Source organism: Collinsella aerofaciens ATCC 25986, from assembly GCF_010509075.1.
Taxonomy (GTDB): Bacteria; Actinomycetota; Coriobacteriia; order Coriobacteriales; family Coriobacteriaceae; genus Collinsella; species Collinsella aerofaciens.
In genome coordinates this window covers 2,329,062-2,345,953 of sequence record NZ_CP048433.1, presented here as the reverse complement: position 1 = coordinate 2,345,953, position 16,892 = coordinate 2,329,062, and the positions used below count along the sequence as shown (strand labels likewise).

16 protein-coding genes are annotated in these 16,892 nt (G+C 57.7%); 8 read left to right on the top strand and 8 right to left on the bottom strand.

Annotation, left to right across the window (positions count from 1 at the left end):
- Window positions 1-452 precede the first annotated feature (452 nt).
- From GXM19_RS10445 to GXM19_RS10430, 4 genes are all read left to right on the top strand, one after another.
- Window positions 453-833 (top strand): GntR family transcriptional regulator, encoded by a 381-nt coding sequence (locus GXM19_RS10445; protein WP_006234554.1) that lies wholly within the window; start codon window positions 453-455, stop codon window positions 831-833.
- A 23-nt stretch (window positions 834-856) separates the two neighbouring features.
- Window positions 857-1,738, top strand: coding sequence for an ABC transporter ATP-binding protein (locus tag GXM19_RS10440; protein WP_006234555.1), 882 nt, complete (start codon window positions 857-859; stop codon window positions 1,736-1,738).
- Window positions 1,735-2,433 (top strand): ABC-2 transporter permease, encoded by a 699-nt coding sequence (locus tag GXM19_RS10435; RefSeq protein ID WP_006234556.1) that lies wholly within the window; start codon window positions 1,735-1,737, stop codon window positions 2,431-2,433. The genes GXM19_RS10440 and GXM19_RS10435 overlap by 4 nt, the downstream gene beginning before the upstream one ends.
- Before the next feature lie 449 nt (window positions 2,434-2,882).
- Window positions 2,883-3,758: an EamA family transporter gene (locus tag GXM19_RS10430; protein WP_040358695.1), complete on the top strand. Its 876-nt coding sequence runs from the start codon at window positions 2,883-2,885 to the stop codon at window positions 3,756-3,758.
- A 94-nt stretch (window positions 3,759-3,852) separates the two neighbouring features.
- Here the strand turns inward: GXM19_RS10430 and GXM19_RS10425 are convergent, their stop codons facing one another.
- The 3 genes from GXM19_RS10425 to GXM19_RS10415 form a co-directional block, all read right to left on the bottom strand.
- Complete coding sequence (locus GXM19_RS10425; RefSeq protein WP_006234559.1) at window positions 3,853-5,157, bottom strand: chloride channel protein; 1,305 nt, start codon at window positions 5,155-5,157, stop codon at window positions 3,853-3,855.
- Window positions 5,158-5,282: 125 nt separating this feature from the next.
- Window positions 5,283-5,816 carry an LOG family protein gene (locus tag GXM19_RS10420; protein ID WP_006234560.1) on the bottom strand — a complete coding sequence of 178 codons (534 nt, stop codon included), beginning with the start codon at window positions 5,814-5,816 and terminating at the stop codon, window positions 5,283-5,285.
- Window positions 5,817-5,850: 34 nt separating this feature from the next.
- Entirely contained in the window at window positions 5,851-6,276 is a 426-nt protein-coding gene (locus GXM19_RS10415; RefSeq protein WP_006234561.1) for a potassium channel family protein, read from the bottom strand.
- Window positions 6,277-6,473: 197 nt separating this feature from the next.
- Here GXM19_RS10415 and GXM19_RS10410 point away from each other — a divergent pair, with 197 nt between their 5' ends.
- Together GXM19_RS10410 and GXM19_RS10405 are read left to right on the top strand one after the other, a co-directional pair.
- Entirely contained in the window at window positions 6,474-9,278 is a 2,805-nt protein-coding gene (locus GXM19_RS10410) for a response regulator (protein ID WP_040358699.1), read from the top strand.
- Between the two features lie 42 nt (window positions 9,279-9,320).
- Window positions 9,321-9,800, top strand: coding sequence for a pyridoxamine 5'-phosphate oxidase family protein (locus tag GXM19_RS10405; protein WP_006234563.1), 480 nt, complete (start codon window positions 9,321-9,323; stop codon window positions 9,798-9,800).
- 69 nt (window positions 9,801-9,869) lie between these two features.
- On the opposite strand, the gene GXM19_RS10400 is transcribed toward GXM19_RS10405, so the two are convergent.
- From GXM19_RS10400 to tsaA, 5 genes are all read right to left on the bottom strand, one after another.
- A complete protein-coding gene (locus tag GXM19_RS10400) occupies window positions 9,870-11,795 on the bottom strand; it encodes a hybrid sensor histidine kinase/response regulator (RefSeq protein WP_006234564.1) in 1,926 nt (641 codons plus the stop codon).
- The gene (locus GXM19_RS10395) at window positions 11,770-12,060 is read right to left on the bottom strand and encodes a hypothetical protein (protein WP_006234565.1); all 291 of its coding nucleotides are present in this window, start codon (window positions 12,058-12,060) and stop codon (window positions 11,770-11,772) included. The genes GXM19_RS10400 and GXM19_RS10395 overlap by 26 nt, the downstream gene beginning before the upstream one ends.
- Entirely contained in the window at window positions 12,057-12,926 is an 870-nt protein-coding gene (locus tag GXM19_RS10390; protein ID WP_006234566.1) for a substrate-binding periplasmic protein, read from the bottom strand. The genes GXM19_RS10395 and GXM19_RS10390 overlap by 4 nt, the downstream gene beginning before the upstream one ends.
- Window positions 12,927-13,070: 144 nt before the next feature.
- Window positions 13,071-14,285: a MalY/PatB family protein gene (locus GXM19_RS10385; protein WP_006234567.1), complete on the bottom strand. Its 1,215-nt coding sequence runs from the start codon at window positions 14,283-14,285 to the stop codon at window positions 13,071-13,073.
- A 112-nt stretch (window positions 14,286-14,397) separates the two neighbouring features.
- The gene (gene tsaA, locus GXM19_RS10380) at window positions 14,398-15,135 is read right to left on the bottom strand and encodes a tRNA (N6-threonylcarbamoyladenosine(37)-N6)-methyltransferase TrmO (protein ID WP_115596242.1); all 738 of its coding nucleotides are present in this window, start codon (window positions 15,133-15,135) and stop codon (window positions 14,398-14,400) included.
- A gap of 141 nt (window positions 15,136-15,276) precedes the next feature.
- On the opposite strand from tsaA, the gene GXM19_RS10375 reads away from it, so the two are divergent.
- Both GXM19_RS10375 and GXM19_RS10370 read left to right on the top strand, forming a co-directional pair.
- Window positions 15,277-16,104: a TipAS antibiotic-recognition domain-containing protein gene (locus GXM19_RS10375; protein WP_006234570.1), complete on the top strand. Its 828-nt coding sequence runs from the start codon at window positions 15,277-15,279 to the stop codon at window positions 16,102-16,104.
- Window positions 16,105-16,155: 51 nt separating this feature from the next.
- Entirely contained in the window at window positions 16,156-16,401 is a 246-nt protein-coding gene (locus GXM19_RS10370) for a glutaredoxin family protein (protein ID WP_006234571.1), read from the top strand.
- Window positions 16,402-16,892: the final 491 nt, after the last annotated feature.

Below are 16,892 nucleotides of genomic sequence, written 5' to 3'. Positions count from 1 at the left end.
TTGGGGCCTAGGTAGCAGTCGATGGCGGCACTCCGCAGTAGTTCGTCTCAATCTGTAACATCTAGACGGTTTTTGAACCTCTACCTGTTACAGATTTAGACAAACAGGTGGGCGTCCCAGAAAGATCTCGATCTGTAACATCTAGCCACTCAAAACGGGTCCATCTGTTACAGATTGAGATATAAGGATAGACGGGCGGCCAATGTCTCGATCTATAACATCTAGCAGCCAAAATCTTCTCCAGTTGTTACAGATTGAGACAACCAGGTGGGGCCCGCCAGCAAAATCTCAATCTGTAACAGGTAGCCGTCCATATCGGTTCCAGATGTTACAGATTGAGATGAATGAACGCGCGGACAATCCGAATTTCTCTCTTGCGCAACTGTGCATAGTGTATATATACTGTGCTTACCGGTTATATACACGTGTAGCCCATCAGCTAAGGAGCCGCTGTGGACATCATCCTATCCAATTCGAGCGATAAGCCCATCTACGAACAGATATCCTCGCAAGTCAAAGCTCAGATCCTTTCGGGCACGTTCGCTGCGGGAGCCAAACTCCCCAGCATCCGTGCACTCGCGAGCGATCTTGGCGTGAGCGTCATCACCACCAAGCGGGCCTACGCTGACCTGGAGCAGCTCGGGTTTATCTGCACCGTGCAAGGCAAAGGCTGCTTTGTCGCCGAGGGCAACCAAGAACTCTTGCGCGAAAGTCAGCTCTGCCATATCGAAGAGTTGCTTGCGAAAGCGGCGAGCCAAGCCGAAACCCTGGGCGTCACGCGCGACAAACTGCACGAGATGCTCGACCTGGTAGCCCCCGAAACCATGCAGTAGCCATCTGCAAGAAAGGCTATACCATGCAAAACTTGCTAGAACTCAAAGGTATCTCACGCCGTGTGAGCGACCGCTTTTCACTACGCGACGTCACGCTTGCCGTGGAGCCCGGCCAGATCGTCGGCTTTGTTGGTGCCAACGGTGCCGGCAAAACAACGACGATTCGAGCTGCTCTCGGGCTTGTAAAGCTCGATGCCGGCGAAGTGCACCTGTTTGGGCAGCGCTGTGGCGCCGACGCGCCCGATGAAACGCAGCGCTGCTTGCGCACCCGTGTCGGTCTCGTGCTGGACACGTGTCCTTTCCCTTCCACACTCAAGGTGGGCCAGATCGAGTCGCTCGTAGGCCCGGCGTACCCCACGTGGGACCGCGAAACGTTCGCCGGATTCATCAACCGATTTGGCCTCGATCCCAAGACAAAGGTCAAGGACCTCTCCCGCGGCATGGGCATGAAACTGCAGCTTGCCTGTGCACTCAGCCACAATGCCAAGCTGCTCGTTTTGGACGAAGCCACCGCGGGCCTCGATCCCATGGCACGCGAGGAACTGCTTGATGAGCTGCTTGCCTTTGTCGCCGACGGCCAGCACAGTGTGCTGCTCTCGAGCCACATTACGTCCGACCTCGATCGCACCGCTGATCGCGTCATCTGCATCGATAATGGCTCGATTATTTTTGACCTGCCGCGCGAGGACATTACCGACCGCGCCGGCATCGCCCACTGCACCCAAGCACAGGCCGCCGAGCTTATGGCTTGCGTCGAAGGCGCCCGTGCCGTCCACCACGCCTATAGCGTGGACGTGCTCGTGCCCAACCGTTGCGAAACGCTCGAGGCCTTCCCCGAGATTCCCTGCGATCGGGCAACCATTGATGACTATCTTCGCCTCACGCTGAAAGGGGCTTCGAAATGAAACGCGCCTTTATGTCCGAGCTCGCCATCGTTCGCACGCTCATCCCGAGCATCGCGGGCGTCGGCTTGTTCATCTTCGTCGTGCTGACGCTCGCCAACGCGTCGGATGGCGATTCCGGCATGAGCGCCGGCGCTTGCGCCGTTAGCGCCATGTCGCCCATCATGGTCATGAGCTCGCTGGCCGGCTTCGACAATCAAAATGGCTGGGAGCGTTATCGGGCAACGCTGCCCTTCTCGCGCAAAGACATCATCTGCGCACGCTACCTGAGCGTTATTGTCTTCTCCGCCATCATGGCCTGCGCCGCCGTGCTTTTGAACATCATCGCCCTTCCGTTCTTCAACAGCGCGGGCGTGACCTCGACAGGACAAACCGTCTTTGAGATCGCAATCGCCTCGGCAGCATCGATGCTCATCTCCCTCATGATGGTGTTTTTGGCACAGCCGCTGTTCTTTCGCTTTGGACACATGGAGGCGCTGCGCCTATCCGTTGGCCTGTTTGCCATGCTCGGATGCCTTGCCATGGCCACGCTGAGCTCCTCCAACCCCATCAGCAACTGGCTCATGTCGATTGCCGGAGCGAATCCCGATCCCGCCGTCCTTGGCTGTCTGTGTGCAGGAATTGCCGTACTGGCGCTCGCACTATGTGCAATCAGCTGCGCTGTCAGCACCAAGGTTTATCGAGTACGCGATCTGTAATCGACAGCTAAAAAAGCTTAGGTGGTACCCCGCTTATTTTTTCAATGTAACGAGGCGGCATAGCGTCACCACCGCCCCTCACAGCAGGCCGTCTAGTTCTTGGCAACCAAAAAGACACCGTCAGCATATCGAAGGTGAATACTTTTCCGAGAAGTGAACGAGTAAAAACAGCGCCCTGTAGCATCGACATTTTTAAGGACTCAATTCCTGCGGTTTTGTCTAAGAATCCTGCAGTTTTGTTCGAAAAAAGTGTGCATGTTCCAGGGGTCCAGATTTACTCGTTCACTTCGCGGAAAACCATTCACCTTCGATTCGAGCCTTAACCAAATGCCCTCTCGAACTATGGCCCCTGTCTCACCACAGCGATATCAAAGCTTCATGGCGGGACGGTATCATCGGACGAGCGCCGTAAATCTGGCGCGGTCGTTCTTTGGGGAGGCATTTCACCCGTGTCGTGGGTCGCAGCAGCATTTGTGTCAGCTTTCTTTGCCGGCGTCACATCTGTCCTGGCCAAATGCGGCATCAAGCAGACTGACTCCGATATCGCGACGGCCATTCGCACCTGCGTGGTGCTCGTTTTCGCCTGGGCAATGGCGGGCATTTCTGGATCCATTGGAACCATCGGCAGCATCGAACCCAGATCTTGGCTCTTTCTCGTCCTCTCGGGACTCGCTACCGGTGCTTCGTGGATCTGTTACTTTAAGGCGTTGGGCATCGGAGACGTCAATAAGGTCGTACCGGTCGACAAGATGAGCACCGTACTCGCCGCACTGATCGCCATCGTGCTTTTTGGCGAGACGAGCAACCTTGCGGTTAAGCTCGTGGGAACCGCTGTCATCACCCTCGGCACGTTTTTAATGATCGAGAAGAAGCAGTCTGCCGGACCCGAGCAGCAGCAAGACCGGACCTGGCTCGCTTACGCCCTCGGCGCCGCCGTGTTCGCGGCGCTCACGTCCATCCTTGCCAAGGTTGGCATCGAAGGCGTCGAGTCAAACCTGGCCACGGCAATCCGCACCTGCGTGGTACTGGTTATGTCATGGGCAATCGTGGCAGCCAAGGGAAAACTGGAGCAGGTCGCGCACGCTGACCGGCGCGAACTCACATTTCTCGCAACATCGGGCATCGCGACCGGAGCATCGTGGCTGCTCTATTACTACGCCATCGCCACAGGCCAGGTGAGCGTCGTGGTGCAGATCGACAAACTATCGATTGTCGTATCAGTACTATTTGCGCGCCTGGCATTCAACGAAAAACTCTCACGACGCAGCGTCATCGGTCTCGCCCTCATCGTACTGGGCACCGCCGCGCTTGCAATTTGGAAGTAGCGCCGATACCGAACGAAATCCAGTCCACCCGCAAATCCGTGACACAGCGCCCGCACCGGACTTGAGATGTTTGTACTGACCGCGCGCTGCCGTGCTACTTGCGCAGCGGCTTGGGCAGTGGAATGCCGGCGGCGATGGCTGCGGCGATGATCATGCAGACGATGCCCTTGAGTGGGAAGCACATGAGCAGCAGGCCCACAACCATGACAGGCTGGCGCATGACGGCGCCCATTGTCGATGCCGTGCAGACGGCGACGCAAAAGACCGGATCTGTGCCGGTGAGGATAGCAAGGCCATAGCCCAGGCTCACGCCCGAGAAGATAACCGGGAAGAAGTGGCCGCCGCGCCAGCCCATATTGATGAGGGCGGGGGTCAGCATAGCCTTGACAAGACCGGTCGCAATGAGCACGCCGGCGGGAATGGTCAGATAGGTTTCCATGAGCACGTCGGCCTGAGTCTCGCCGGCAAACATGGTGTAGGGCAGGACCGTGCCGCAGATAGCGAGCGCCAGACCGGCCAGCATGGCCTTGACGACAGGACGCTCCCCTATTGCACGGGACAGCGCCTCGCTCGCATGCTCGGAGACAAAGTACAGCCAACCGCATATGGTGCCGACCAACGCCAGCGGAATGAGCCAAACAAGTTCCAGGTTGCCCACCTCGGCGGACTCGAACCTGGGCATGCCCATGCCGCCGCCCACAAGCTGGCCAAGCAGCAGGTAGGTACCCAGACCGCCGGCAATCGCAATGCCGTAGACCACCGTCTTTTGCGCCTTGGGCAGCTTGATGGTGATCTCGCCGGACGCGGACCCATCGTCGGCGTCTTCGCCCTGGCCGTCGGCGCTACCGGCAAGCGGCGCCACAAAGCCAAAGACGGGCGCGGTAAAGAGCGCCGTCAGGGCAGCCTGGGTACCCAGCAGCGTGAGCTCCCTAAACTCGGCACCAAAGCGGCGCATGCGGTCGCCGACCCAGCTGCACAGGCCCGCGATGACGCCGGTCAGGCCGGCCTCCGGTCCAATACTTCCGCCAAACAGCAGCGGCAGCAATGCCGCGAGCGAAAGCTTGCCCAGGTTGTCGTACGGGTAGCGCCCGTCTTGCTTGACCTTAGCCATCACCTGGTTGAGATCATCGGTCTTGGTGCCTGTCATCTTTTCGTACAGACCGATTAACAGGCCGCCCAGCAGGCAGACAAAAAACGGGTACGGCAAAAAGCCAAACGGGCCGCTGGCAAGCTCGGGCGAAGCGACGCCCAGCGCGTGCGGAATCTCGGTCCATAGATAGTCGATACCGTGCTCCATCGCAAAAAAGAACAGCCAGACTGCGGCACCCGCGAGTGCGCCGGTCACGGCAACGCTGACCAAAAACAGCGCTCGGTTCGTGGGTTTAGCGAGCTTATCCATCAGGTCCTCCCGCGGTCAAAGTCGACATAGATACGTTTTATTGTAGAGCGAGCGCGACCCAGACAAGCCAACCGTCTGCGCTGCAAACGGAGCCACCGGAAATCACGGCGGGACAGGCTCAAGGCTTATCCGTTGATAATTGATGCGATTTCGCGCAAATCCTCGGCAAAGTAGATGCCTTGCTGGCGCCGTGGGCTCGATAAGCCCTTGTCAATCATGTGCTCGAGCAGCGCCTTAAGGTCATTGTAGTAACCGTCCAAGTTGTACAGAATGCACGGCGCACTCAAGTGCCCCAACGATACCGCGGACATAACCTCGGCAATCTCCTCGAGCGTACCCGTCCCACCGGGAAAGGCGATGAACGCATCGCCAAGCTCGATCATCTTTGCCTTACGCTCTGCCATATCGCTCGTCACGATAAGGTCGTCGATACCGTCATGTTGAAACTCGGCCTCGATAAAAAAGCTCGGCTCAACACCCGTCACGTGTCCATCTGCCTCGAGCACGCTATCGGCGAGCGCGCCCATCAGGCCCGACTTGGACCCGCCGTATACCAGCGCGTGTCCATTGGCGCCAATCCAGTTGCCCAGCTCCTGCACCGCGGGCAGAAACGCCGGGTCATTGCCAGTGTTGGCACCCAGGTACACGGTGATGTTCATATTTGTCTCCCTGTTGTGGCGCACGACGCTCGTCTTAGCGCTGGCGTCGACGATACTCGCGCACGCGACGCGAAAGATCGGCAAGCTCGTCGCGATCGAGCTCTTCCAAATGCTCCAGATCATCCATAAAGCGCGCCATGGTGTCCTTTTGACGCATCTTGATAAGCGTATTGCAGTAGTTCACCGCCACACCCGTGAGCATGGCGATGTAGAAGATGCTGATAACGCTCAGAATGACGGTAATGGCGCGGGCAACCGGTGTCTCGGCCGGAATGTCACCAAAGCCGATGGTCGAGACCGTCTCAAAGCTAAACCACAGGCCATCGCCAAACGTGAGGGTCGTGGGCTCGGACAGCCAGACGGCCGTCGAGCACAGCAGATAGAAGACGAGGAACAGCTCCGTAATGCGCACAAAGCCCGCCTGGCGCAACACGTCGGCAAGCGTCCTGAGCTTTTTCATCGCGACCCCTTCCACGGACAACCAATCACGTTCGCTCGGTATTGTCCCACAACCGTCAGTTAGGGACGTTCCTTTTGTGCCGGCAGAAAGGGACTGTCCCCAACTGCCGGGCGGAACCGTTTAGCGGTGCCGCTGCCGGCTGGGCAGGCTGAGCTGGTATCCTTATGCGGTAATGTCTCGATTCGTTAGGATTGCATGTGAGAGCTGCCACTGTCCTTCGTTCAGTTATATGTCGCACCCTGGCCGCCGCGCTTACCGCGCTCGCCGTACTGAGCGCCGTCGCGCCCGCCCCTGCCTTTGCCGCCGACTCCGATCAGCAGGTCAAAACGGTCCGCGTCGGCTGGCTCGTCAACAACGAGGGCTTCCAGGACGGCACCCCCGGCGAGCGTCTCTCGGGATGGGGTTACGAGTACCTCCAGACCCTGTCGTACTACACGCCCGGCTGGCGGTACGAATACGTCTCCGGCACCTTCACCGAGCTTATGGACATGCTCGAGGCAGGCGAAATCGACCTTATGCCAAACATCTCCTACTCCGAGGAACGCGCCCAAAAGCTGCTCTTTTCCTCGAACCCCGAGGGCACCGAGCGCTACTTCATCTACGCCAAGCCCGATCGCGACGATCTGGCCAAGGGTGACCCCCGAGCGCTCCAAGGCCTTACCATCGGCTGCAACCCCGACGTTATGCAAACCTTCGTTGGCCAGCAGTGGCTCGCCAACGAAGGCATTACCTGCACCTATAAAGAAATCGACACTGGCGGTGCCCTCTTTGACGCGCTCGCAAACAACGAGGTCGATGCCATCATCATGAACGACACGACCTCGTCGCCCAGCGCCTCCCCCATGTTCTACATTGGTTCGAGCGACTACTTTTTTGCCGTCCCCAAAAGCCGCCCCGACCTGATGGACGACATCAATGCCGCCATGTCGGCAATCGCCCGCGTCAACCCACGCTATATCGACGAAGTCAAATCTAACTACTCGGCCCAAAACAGCGGTTCATCATCGCTCAACGGCCCCGAACGTTCCTGGCTCAAAACAAATGACAACACCATCACGCTCGGCTACATTACGGGCAGACTCCCCTACTGCAACGAAGACGAAAACGGCGAAATGGAAGGCTCGCTCGCATCGCTTGCGACGACGTTGCACGATAAATTTGGCATTACGGTCAAAACCGTCGCCTTTGATAGCTACAAGATGATGTCAAAGGCCCTGTCAAAGGGAAGCATAGACGTTGTGCTGCCGGTATACCGAGATTACTGGTTTGCCGAGCAATCAGGCGTTGTGCAGTCGGTATCGTTGGGGACCATATCCCTCACCGCCATCCACACCGGCAGCGACCTGAACAAAGACCTTCAGAACATCGCCTGTACCAAATCATCGTTTGTCAACAAAAATGCACTTGAAAGCCTGTTCCCCACAGCGACCGTGACCGAATACCAATCCGACGATGAAGCGTTCGACGCCCTCAGAAAGGGAACGGCGCACTGCATCGTCGCTCCCAGCTCACGCATAAAAACCATCGGCGACCGTCATGATCTCAAGGACTACGAGACGGTCGAGCTCCCTGACACCTGTGAGCTCTCGTGCTGGATTTCGCGCGGAAAGCCCGAGCTGCTGGGAATCATCAACAAGGGCATCATCAATGCCGGAGAATCGCTCTCCGCAAGCAATTACTCATCCACGTCGTACACGACCCAGGAATCAGACACGCTTCAATTCCTTTTTCGCAACCGCACCGCCATTGCCGCTACCCTCATCGGTATGTTGTCGGTCGGCATCGTCCTGCTCATCTGGGCACTCGTGCGCGCTCGAACCGAGCGCAAAAAAGCCGATGCTGCCAACGCCGCTAAGACGGCATTCCTCACGCGTATGAGCCACGACATCCGTACGCCGCTCAACGGTATCCTGGGCCTTATCGAGATCGAGGAATTGAAGGAAGGCGATATCCAGGTCGCCCGCGAGAGCCGTGCCAAGGCGCGCGTTGCCGCCAATCACCTGCTCTCGCTGATCAACGACATCCTCGAGATGGGCAAAATCGAAGACCGCAAGCTAACACTGGAGCATACGCCTTTTAACCTCAAAGAGCTCTGTGACGATACACTGGTGCTGTGCAAGCTCCGCGCGTCCAGTAACGGCATCACCATGCAGGACAATAGTCTGCCGTACGCCACGGGGCCATACATGATCGGCAGTCCCACCCATATCCGACAGATCATGATCAACCTGTTAGACAACAGCATTAAGTACAACAAGCACGGCGGCTCCGTCACCTTTAGTTCAAAGACCAAGCCACTCGATAACGGGCGCGCTCTCTTTTGCTTTAGCGTTTCGGATACCGGCATTGGCATGACTCCCACGTTTTTAAAGCATATCTATGAGCCGTTTGCCCAAGAAGGTGACGATGCGCGCAGCAAGTTCCAAGGAACCGGCATGGGCATGCCAATCGTCAAGTCGCTTATTGAACTGATGGGCGGCACCATCGAAGTCACCAGTGAGCTCCATGTGGGCACCTCGTTCTACGTGGAGATTCCGCTCGATATCGACGAGAATCCCCAGGCGCGGGCGAATACGGTTGAGAGTGCGCCCGACTGCTCGCTCGCCGACATGAACGTGCTGCTCGCCGAAGACAACGAATTGAATGCCGAAATTGCCCAGACGCTGCTAGAATCCGAGGGCGTCGTGGTCACCCGCGCCGCCAACGGCAACGAGGTCGTCGATCTGTACCTGTCGCATCCCGCCGGCAGCTTCGATGCGATCCTGATGGACATTATGATGCCGGGCATGGATGGCTATGAGGCAACCCGCACGATTCGTCTGAGCGAGAAGGTCGATGCAGCCGATATCCCCATCATCGCGCTCACCGCCAATGCCTTTGCCGAGGACGCCAAGGCGGCACACGATGCCGGCATGAACGCCCATCTGTCCAAACCGCTCGACTTTAACAAGCTCAAAAACATACTCGCCCGCATCAAGAAAAACGGATCCGTTTCGCTATAGTTTGTGCTCAACCACCACGCACGACCAGAAAGGAAGCCAACGATGTTTAGGCCCTTACGTCGAAAGAAACGCGCCATCACCGACGAGGAAGCGCGCAAACTGCTCGCCACCTGCAAGCGCGGCGTCTTTGCCGTCAACGGCGACGATGGCTACCCGTACGCCATTCCCGTCAACTACTTCTTTGACGCCGAGCACGACAAGATTTATTTCCATGGCGCCAAGGCTGGCCACAAGGTCGACGCACTCAAGCGCGATGACAAGGTCTGCTTTACCGTTTACGGCAACGAGTGGTACAAGGACGGTGACTGGGCTCCCTACGTTATGAGCACCGTCGTCTTTGGCCGTTGTCGCCTGGCGAATGACACCCCCGCGTTTATCGAGGACAAAGTCCGCCAGCTCGCCCTTAAGTACTACCCTTCCGCCGAGGAAGTCGAAGAGGAAATCGCCAAGGACATTAAGGGCGTCCAGCTTTACGAGATTTCGATTGAGCATCTTTGCGGTAAGCAGATTCAGGAAAAGTAAGCCCCTCAGCAGGTCTCGCAAATAGCAATATGGCCCGGTTCCAACCCACCTTGGAACCGGGCCATATGCTTATGAAGCGTCGGCGGCAATGTGCGCTAGTGCCTCGACGAGCTCTTGCGAGCTCACAGGCTTGCTCAGGTGCGCGTTCATGCCCGCCTCGCGCGAAAGCTTGCGGTCGTCGGCAAAGGCGTTGGCACTCACGGCGATAATCGGCGTGGTCGCGGCATCCTCGCGATCGAGCGCTCGAATCTGACGCGTGGCCTCAAGGCCATCGATGCCAGGCATCATGATGTCCATCAACACCACGTCGTACTCGTGCGGTGCGCTCGCGGCAAACGCCTCAACGGCAGACTCGCCATCCTTAGCATGCGTCACGACGGCACCGGCACGGCTGAGCGTAAACTGCGCGATCTCGGCATTCAGATCGTTATCCTCTACGAGCAAAACGCGCAAGCCCTGGAGCGCATCGCCATCGCCCCCATCCGCGCGAACTGTCTGAGGAATCTCGGAGCGTTTGCATTTCTCGAACGGCAGACGGATGGTAAACGTCGTCCCCCGCCCCAAAACGCTCGTAAAGCTCATGGTTCCGCCCATAAGCTCGACCAACTGTTTTGCGATAGGCGCGCCCAGGCCAGTTCCCGATGAAGCGCCTTCCACCTGCTGCTCCTCGCGGCAAAACGGCTCGTAGAGGTGCTGTTGGAACTCCTCGCTCATGCCAATACCGTTGTCGGCGATCGTGTATTCATAGACGGGAACACCATCCGCTGGCTCCACCTCGCGGCACGCCAGGCGAACATAGCCGCCCTGGCGGTTGTACTTGACGGCATTGCCGGCAATATTGAGCAACAAGCGCTTGAGGTGCGTCACGCTCACCCGCGCATAGGGATGATTAAGCGTCTGCTGGTCGCAGATAATTGTCACCAGACGCTCCTCGGCCTGGCGCTCCAGAATATCGCGCACTTCACAGTTGAGGGCCACCAAATTTATGGGCACGAGGTTCAGGTCGACCTGTCCGCTCTCCAGGCGACTCATATCGAGTGCCTCGTTGGCAAGGTCGAGCAGCAGTCCCGATGCCGTCCAGATTTTCGAGCGGCACTCAGTCTGCTTTTGCAGATCGTCCGCATTGGCGTCGCCAACCTCGACCATGCCGCGAATGCCGTTGATGGGCGTGCGCAGATCGTGGCTCATGCGACGCAGAAACTCCGTCTTTGCCGAGTTGGCAGACGAGGCCTCACGCGCCGCCTTTGCCAGCTTGTCGCCATAGTCGCGCTCCTGCTGCAGCAAGTCCGTCAAACGTCGGCGATCAGCGCGGCGACGCACCGTCACAACAACGGCTATAACACCGCTGTAGAGCGCCAGCACGCCGGCAGCAACAGCCGCTACAACCTCAAAGTAACGCCGCGCCGAGGCATAGGTGTACACATAGAATTTGTGCGCTTTTCCAAATGTGCCCAAATACCACTCGCCGTCGGCGTTAACCAATCTGACCTTACCAGCCAGGCATCGATCCTTAATACCGTCGACAATGAAGACGTCCGTCGCAGGCAGATCGAATACGCCCAATACGGTGGGTTCAACGGCATTGGTCGCAACGACCTTGCCGTCGCTTTCGATCACGATATTGCCGCTATCGATGGTTTCATAGCCATCAAGCAAGCTCTGCAGTTTGAGTGTATTGCTTGCAACCGCCTTCGCGCTCTGATGCCTTACCGCGATAACGATACCCTCGCCATCCTGCCGAGTCACGCAGCCAATGTCTGCGACCGAATCATCCGCAAGCGTGATGCGGGCGGTATAGGACTTAAGCGGATGAGTTGCCACCTCCAGCACGGGCGCTTCCTTGAGATACGTAGCGAGCGACCCGTAGCCCACATCGCCCGTCGAGGACTCGGACACCAAATTGCCCGATGCATCCGTCACAATCAGCGCGCTCACGTTGAACTGGTCGGCGTATTGCTCCAGCATGGCGTTATCCACCGAACCGTCGCGCTCCATATCGCGCTGTCTCTCCGGCGATCTCCATAACGCGAATCAGGTTTTTGGTCGTATAGGCGCTATTGAATGCATCGTAGGAAAGGCTCTGCGTCGCCACGTAATCGACAACGTCGGCAAAGCGCTGCTCGGCCTGAGCTGTCGTGTAACCGTAGCTCATCATGCCGGCAACAACCGAGAGCGCTATCCCCAGCAGAGCGACAAAGAGCCATGCCCCTGCCGAACGATTGCCCCGCTCCTGAGCGGCGTGGTCGGGCGCATCGATCATGACAGGCCCTCCATATTCAAAAATGGCGAAGGGTCATCAAAGTACTTTGACACCAGGCGTTCCATGGTGCCGTCGGCTAGCATTTCCTGGTAGGCATGGGTGAGCTTAGCGTCGATGCTGCGCGTATCGCTTAGATCGAAAGCGGTACCCAAACCGACCTCTAGCAGTGGCTCATCCAAAATGCGATACGTCACACCATAGTCTTTTTCGTAGGTGAGCAGCGAGGACTCATGCGCGGCGATGGCGTCGACCAGGCCCTCGACGAGCGCCGGGTTCAGGTTTGAGCGGTCCGAAAAGCTGTAGAGTTCCTTGATCTGCGGAACGTTTTCATTTGTACGATTGAGCAAAATGCCCTCGGGCTTTGTGGTGGACTGGACCGCCACGACCTTATCCTCAAGATCGGCAAGCGTGTAGATATCGCTCTGGGGATCGACCGCGACCACCTGGCGGCTCGCAAGGTACGGGCCGGCCCAACGATACTCGTTTTCGCGACCCGTCATGCTAAAGCTGCCCATGACACAATCGAGCTCGCCGCTCGCCAGCAGCTCTTTCTTCTTTTCCCAATCGATCAGCTGGTACTTTGGCTTGTAACCAATGCGGGCCAAAGCCTCGGTTAGTATCTCGACATCCAGGCCAACGATATCACCGTACTCGTCGGTATACACAAACGGTGGATAGAGGTCGCTGCCGACGTTGAGCGTCTTAAGGTTGTCGTCTTTGGCCTGCGAGGCGTCCAGACCTTCTAATGCAGACGTCGAGGCCCTGTCATTCGACCCGGAACAGCCGGCTATCGCTACGACAAAGGCACACGCTACCGCAAGCGCGGCAAACAACGAAATGGCAACCGAGCGACGGGACCTTTTCATCGAGCTCCATACGATCCTGTTTACAGACTGAAATGGTAAAAAATAATAGCAAACAAAACCACACGAGTGCCCAATGGCTACAGACGTTTTACCATGTGGGGCCTTCCAGCCGACTTGGCAGAAGGCCCCGCATGCAGTGCTCACTTACCGTGCATTAAAAACGTAGCGGTCCAGGCGGTCGCACGCTTCCTTTACGCGCGAAAGCGGCAGCGCCAGATTCACGCGAATGTGGCAGGGCCCGTGGAACGGGCGGCCGTCCTGATATCCCACGCCCACGCGCGCCCCCTCGTCGAGCAGCCACTGAATATCGCGGCCATGCTCGCGACACCACTCCGTGCAGTCCAGAAACACCATGTACGTGCCCTGCGGACGTGAAAATGCGACGCCCTTCCATTGTTTTTCTGCATACGTGCAGAAGTACTCGATATTGCCGGCAAGCACCTGGTTGAGTTCGTCCACCCACTCGTAGCCTTGCGGCTGGTAGGCACCGATAAGCGCATGCATGGAGAGGACATTCATTTCATTGTAGTGAGTCTTGTTGGACACTGCGCACACGCGGTCGCGCAGCGTCTCGTTATAGATGATGTGGTAGCTGCCAACCAAGCCCGCCAGGTTGAACGTCTTGCTCGGCGCATAGAGGGCAACCGTGCGCATGCGGGCATCCTCGCTCACCGACTGCGTCGGGATATGCTTGTGTCCTGGCAGGATGATATCGGACCAAATCTCATCCGAGATCACCACGCAATCGTGCTGGCGATAGATATCCATGGCGCGTTCGATTTCATCGCGCTCCCATACGCGGCCGCAGGGGTTGTGCGGCGAGCAGAACACCGCGGCATGGATGTGATTTTGGGTGAGCTTGTGCTCCATGTCCTCAAAGTCCATGCGCCACACGCCCTGGTCATCGAGCTTAAGCGGGCTGTGGACAATACGATAGCCCGCGGCTTCGATGGACTTGGTAAAGCCGATGTAGGTGGGGCTGTGGACCAGCACCGCATCGCCCGGCTGGACATACGCGCGCAGTGTCGACACGACACCGCCCAGCACGCCGTTTTCGTAGCCGATATGTTCAGGGCGCAGGCACTCGACGCCATTGCGGCGGCTCTGCCATTCGATGATGCGGTCAAAGTACTCGGGGCGCGGATTGAAATAGCCAAACATGGGGTGCTGGGCGCGCTGAATGATGTGTTCCCGGACCGTGGGCACCGTGGCAAAGTTCATATCGGCCACCCACATGGGAATGCGGTCGAAGCCCTCGTCGGGTGCGTTCGGAGCCATACCGGGGATCTCGCCCCAAGAGTCAACGGCGATGGAGTCCATGCCGTGGCGGTCGATAAGCGAGCTAAAGTCGTATTTCATGCTGAGCTCCCATGCAAAGCGGACTATTTTGGTAGGCGTTATTGTCCACCAGCATGGGCGATTTTGACATGGGGTTTGGCGCTTAATTTGACGGGTTCAGACGAATGACTGGTTAGTCTTGCGCGTCGTTGACGGCGACTACGGTTAGCTGGGTTTTATCGACCGTAAAAGATATGTCGAGCCCAGCATAAGCTAAGTGGTAAACGCGGTTTGGCTCGTGCTTGCTGCCCGCGCGGCGCGGATCTTGGCAAAGGACCTCGACCAAGCCGGGGAGCTTTGCGGGCGGGACCATATCCTGCAGCGCTTGTGGAAACTCAACATCGAGCTCTTGCCACGGAGCACCCTCAATCCAGCCGCCGGTCGCATCCGGGTGGCAGTCCGCAAACGGGATGTAGGGCTTGATATCGTAGATGGGCGTGCCGTCGCGCAGATCGGCCCCCAGCACATGGATGATGGGGCCGTCGTCGGTAAGCTCCACGCGGTCGAGCTTAACGCAGGTGAGCCCGATGGGATTAGGGCGAAACGGACTGCGCGTGGCAAAGACACCCACGCGCTCGGCTCCGCCCAGACGCGGCGGACGCACGGTCTTCGACCATTTTGCGTTGGTTCCGGACCTGTCCCGCGTCTTGGCATCGGCGGCTATGTCCTTAGCCGTGCCGCCGGGCGTTCCGTTTTCGAAGCGCCACAGCAGCCATAGGTGAGAGAAGGAGTCCAGACCCTCAACCGCCGCGTTGGAGGCAAATTCCGGCTCAAAGACGATTCGTCCCTGTAGATGAGGCGCCAAAAAGCTGTTGCGCGGAATGCCGAACTTCTGCGGCAGATCGGTATGTATGTGTGCAATAGGTTCCATGCCGGCCATTGTACGGCATGAAGGTGTGGGGCGTTACGCGCAATTCTTCGCCGCGGTCCCCCGTCGTGCAACCAACGGTTGCTTGGAAGGGCACCTGCTGCCGCGTATGCTTAAGCCATCGACCAGCAGAAAGGAGCCGCTATGGCCTTTGCAGAAAAGCTCATCGCTGTCCGTCGCGCCCATCACCTTACCCAGGAGCAGCTCGCCACCAAGCTCTTCGTCACACGCCAAGCCGTCAGCCGTTGGGAGCGCGGCGAAGTCACCCCGGGTATCGACATGATGAAGCTCATTGCCGCCGTAACCGGAGAGCCGCTGCCCCACCTGCTCGAAATGCCCGAGCATTATTGCCAGAGCTGCGGCATGATACTCACGCCCGACGACTGCGGCACCGATGCTGCGGGCACCGCGACCGATCATTACTGCAAGTGGTGCTACGACCACGGCAAGTACACCTACGACACCACCATGGAGGCAATGATCGAGGATTGTGCCCCGCGGCTGGCACAAAACACCGGCATGTCGCTCGACGAAGCCGTCTCGCTCATGGGCGCCGTCCTGCCGCAACTGGAGCGCTGGCGCACCGTGCAAGAAAACGAGGAGCGCTACGGCGCCGAAGCGCGGGCGCGCTATGGCGATGAGGCTATCGATGCGGCAAACGAAGCGCTGCTGGACATGGACCCCGAGACATGGAACGACATGAAGGAACTTGAACGCGCTGTTCTGGGCCAGCTTTCGATTGCCATGGGCATTGACGACCCGGAGAGCAACGAGGCCCGCAAACTCGTCGCGATGCATCGCCGATGGATTGGCCTTAATTGGGGACACGAGCCCCAAGACGAAGCATACCTGGGCCTCACCCACGGCTATCTTGCCGATCAGCGCTTTATCGACTACTACGACAAGCCCTGCGGCACCGGAGCCACGGCGTTTCTGGTTCAGGCAATCGAGTCGTCGCTGATTTGCGCATAGACCGCGGCGGCTTTGGGTATTCCAATTGAAACCTCAACCGATTGGAGACCCATGGCCACTGATCACGAGCTCACACTCTACGTTATGACCGGCTGCCCGTATTGCATAAAGGTCAAGCACTTTTTGGCCGATAACGGCGTGACCATTCCTGAACGCAATATCTCGACCGATTCCGATGCCGAGCAGACGCTTATCGCCGTCGGCGGAAAACGCCAGGTTCCCTGCCTGTTCATTGATGGAGAGCCGCTCTACGAATCGAACGACATCATCGCATGGGTACAGGAAAACCTGCTCTAGTACGCACGCTCTGTCCGTCCAGGGCCCCAACCCATACGACCCAAACATGTACACCAGCATCCAAAGTCGACATTTTTCGACATCTTTGGATGCTGGTGTACAGCTTTTGCGGGTAGTCATGGACGCTCTTAACCGGCTAATTGTTTGAGGCGACCTTTGGATTATGGCTGTTTGACGCCTCTGGAAAGGGTTTCCGAGAGGGCTGTGGTCAAAAAAGGGCAAATATGAGTACTGCTACCTGTTTAGTAGTAGCGATTTTGATCACTTCAGGAGCTATTCAACGTTCCATACGTCCGTAGACGACGCTATTTCTCCTCATATGTTCAATAAAAGTAGCTCCTAATGGGAACAAATCTCATCAGGAGCTACTATTTATAGCAAAATAAATGCAACTATAATGGCAACAGTACTCATATTTGCCCTTTTTTGACCACGACCCTCCAGAATAGCCGCTGAGGACGACACTAAATGACAAAATCCGGCACTTGGAC

Coding starts and splice junctions, on each gene's coding strand:
- GXM19_RS10425 (WP_006234559.1), bottom strand. CDS start 5,157: ATGGATAAGCTCGCTAAACCCACGAACCGAGCGCTGTTTTTGGTCAGC.
- GXM19_RS10415 (WP_006234561.1), bottom strand. CDS start 6,276: ATGAAAAAGCTCAGGACGCTTGCCGACGTGTTGCGCCAGGCGGGCTTT.
- GXM19_RS10390 (WP_006234566.1), bottom strand. CDS start 12,926: ATGAAAAGGTCCCGTCGCTCGGTTGCCATTTCGTTGTTTGCCGCGCTT.
- GXM19_RS10375 (WP_006234570.1), top strand. CDS start 15,277: ATGGCCTTTGCAGAAAAGCTCATCGCTGTCCGTCGCGCCCATCACCTT.
- GXM19_RS10385 (WP_006234567.1), bottom strand. CDS start 14,285: ATGAAATACGACTTTAGCTCGCTTATCGACCGCCACGGCATGGACTCC.
- GXM19_RS10420 (WP_006234560.1), bottom strand. CDS start 5,816: ATGAACATCACCGTGTACCTGGGTGCCAACACTGGCAATGACCCGGCG.
- GXM19_RS10435 (WP_006234556.1), top strand. CDS start 1,735: ATGAAACGCGCCTTTATGTCCGAGCTCGCCATCGTTCGCACGCTCATC.
- tsaA (WP_115596242.1), bottom strand. CDS start 15,135: ATGGAACCTATTGCACACATACATACCGATCTGCCGCAGAAGTTCGGC.
- GXM19_RS10370 (WP_006234571.1), top strand. CDS start 16,156: ATGGCCACTGATCACGAGCTCACACTCTACGTTATGACCGGCTGCCCG.
- GXM19_RS10395 (WP_006234565.1), bottom strand. CDS start 12,060: ATGATCGATGCGCCCGACCACGCCGCTCAGGAGCGGGGCAATCGTTCG.
- GXM19_RS10440 (WP_006234555.1), top strand. CDS start 857: ATGCAAAACTTGCTAGAACTCAAAGGTATCTCACGCCGTGTGAGCGAC.
- GXM19_RS10400 (WP_006234564.1), bottom strand. CDS start 11,795: ATGGAGCGCGACGGTTCGGTGGATAACGCCATGCTGGAGCAATACGCC.
- GXM19_RS10405 (WP_006234563.1), top strand. CDS start 9,321: ATGTTTAGGCCCTTACGTCGAAAGAAACGCGCCATCACCGACGAGGAA.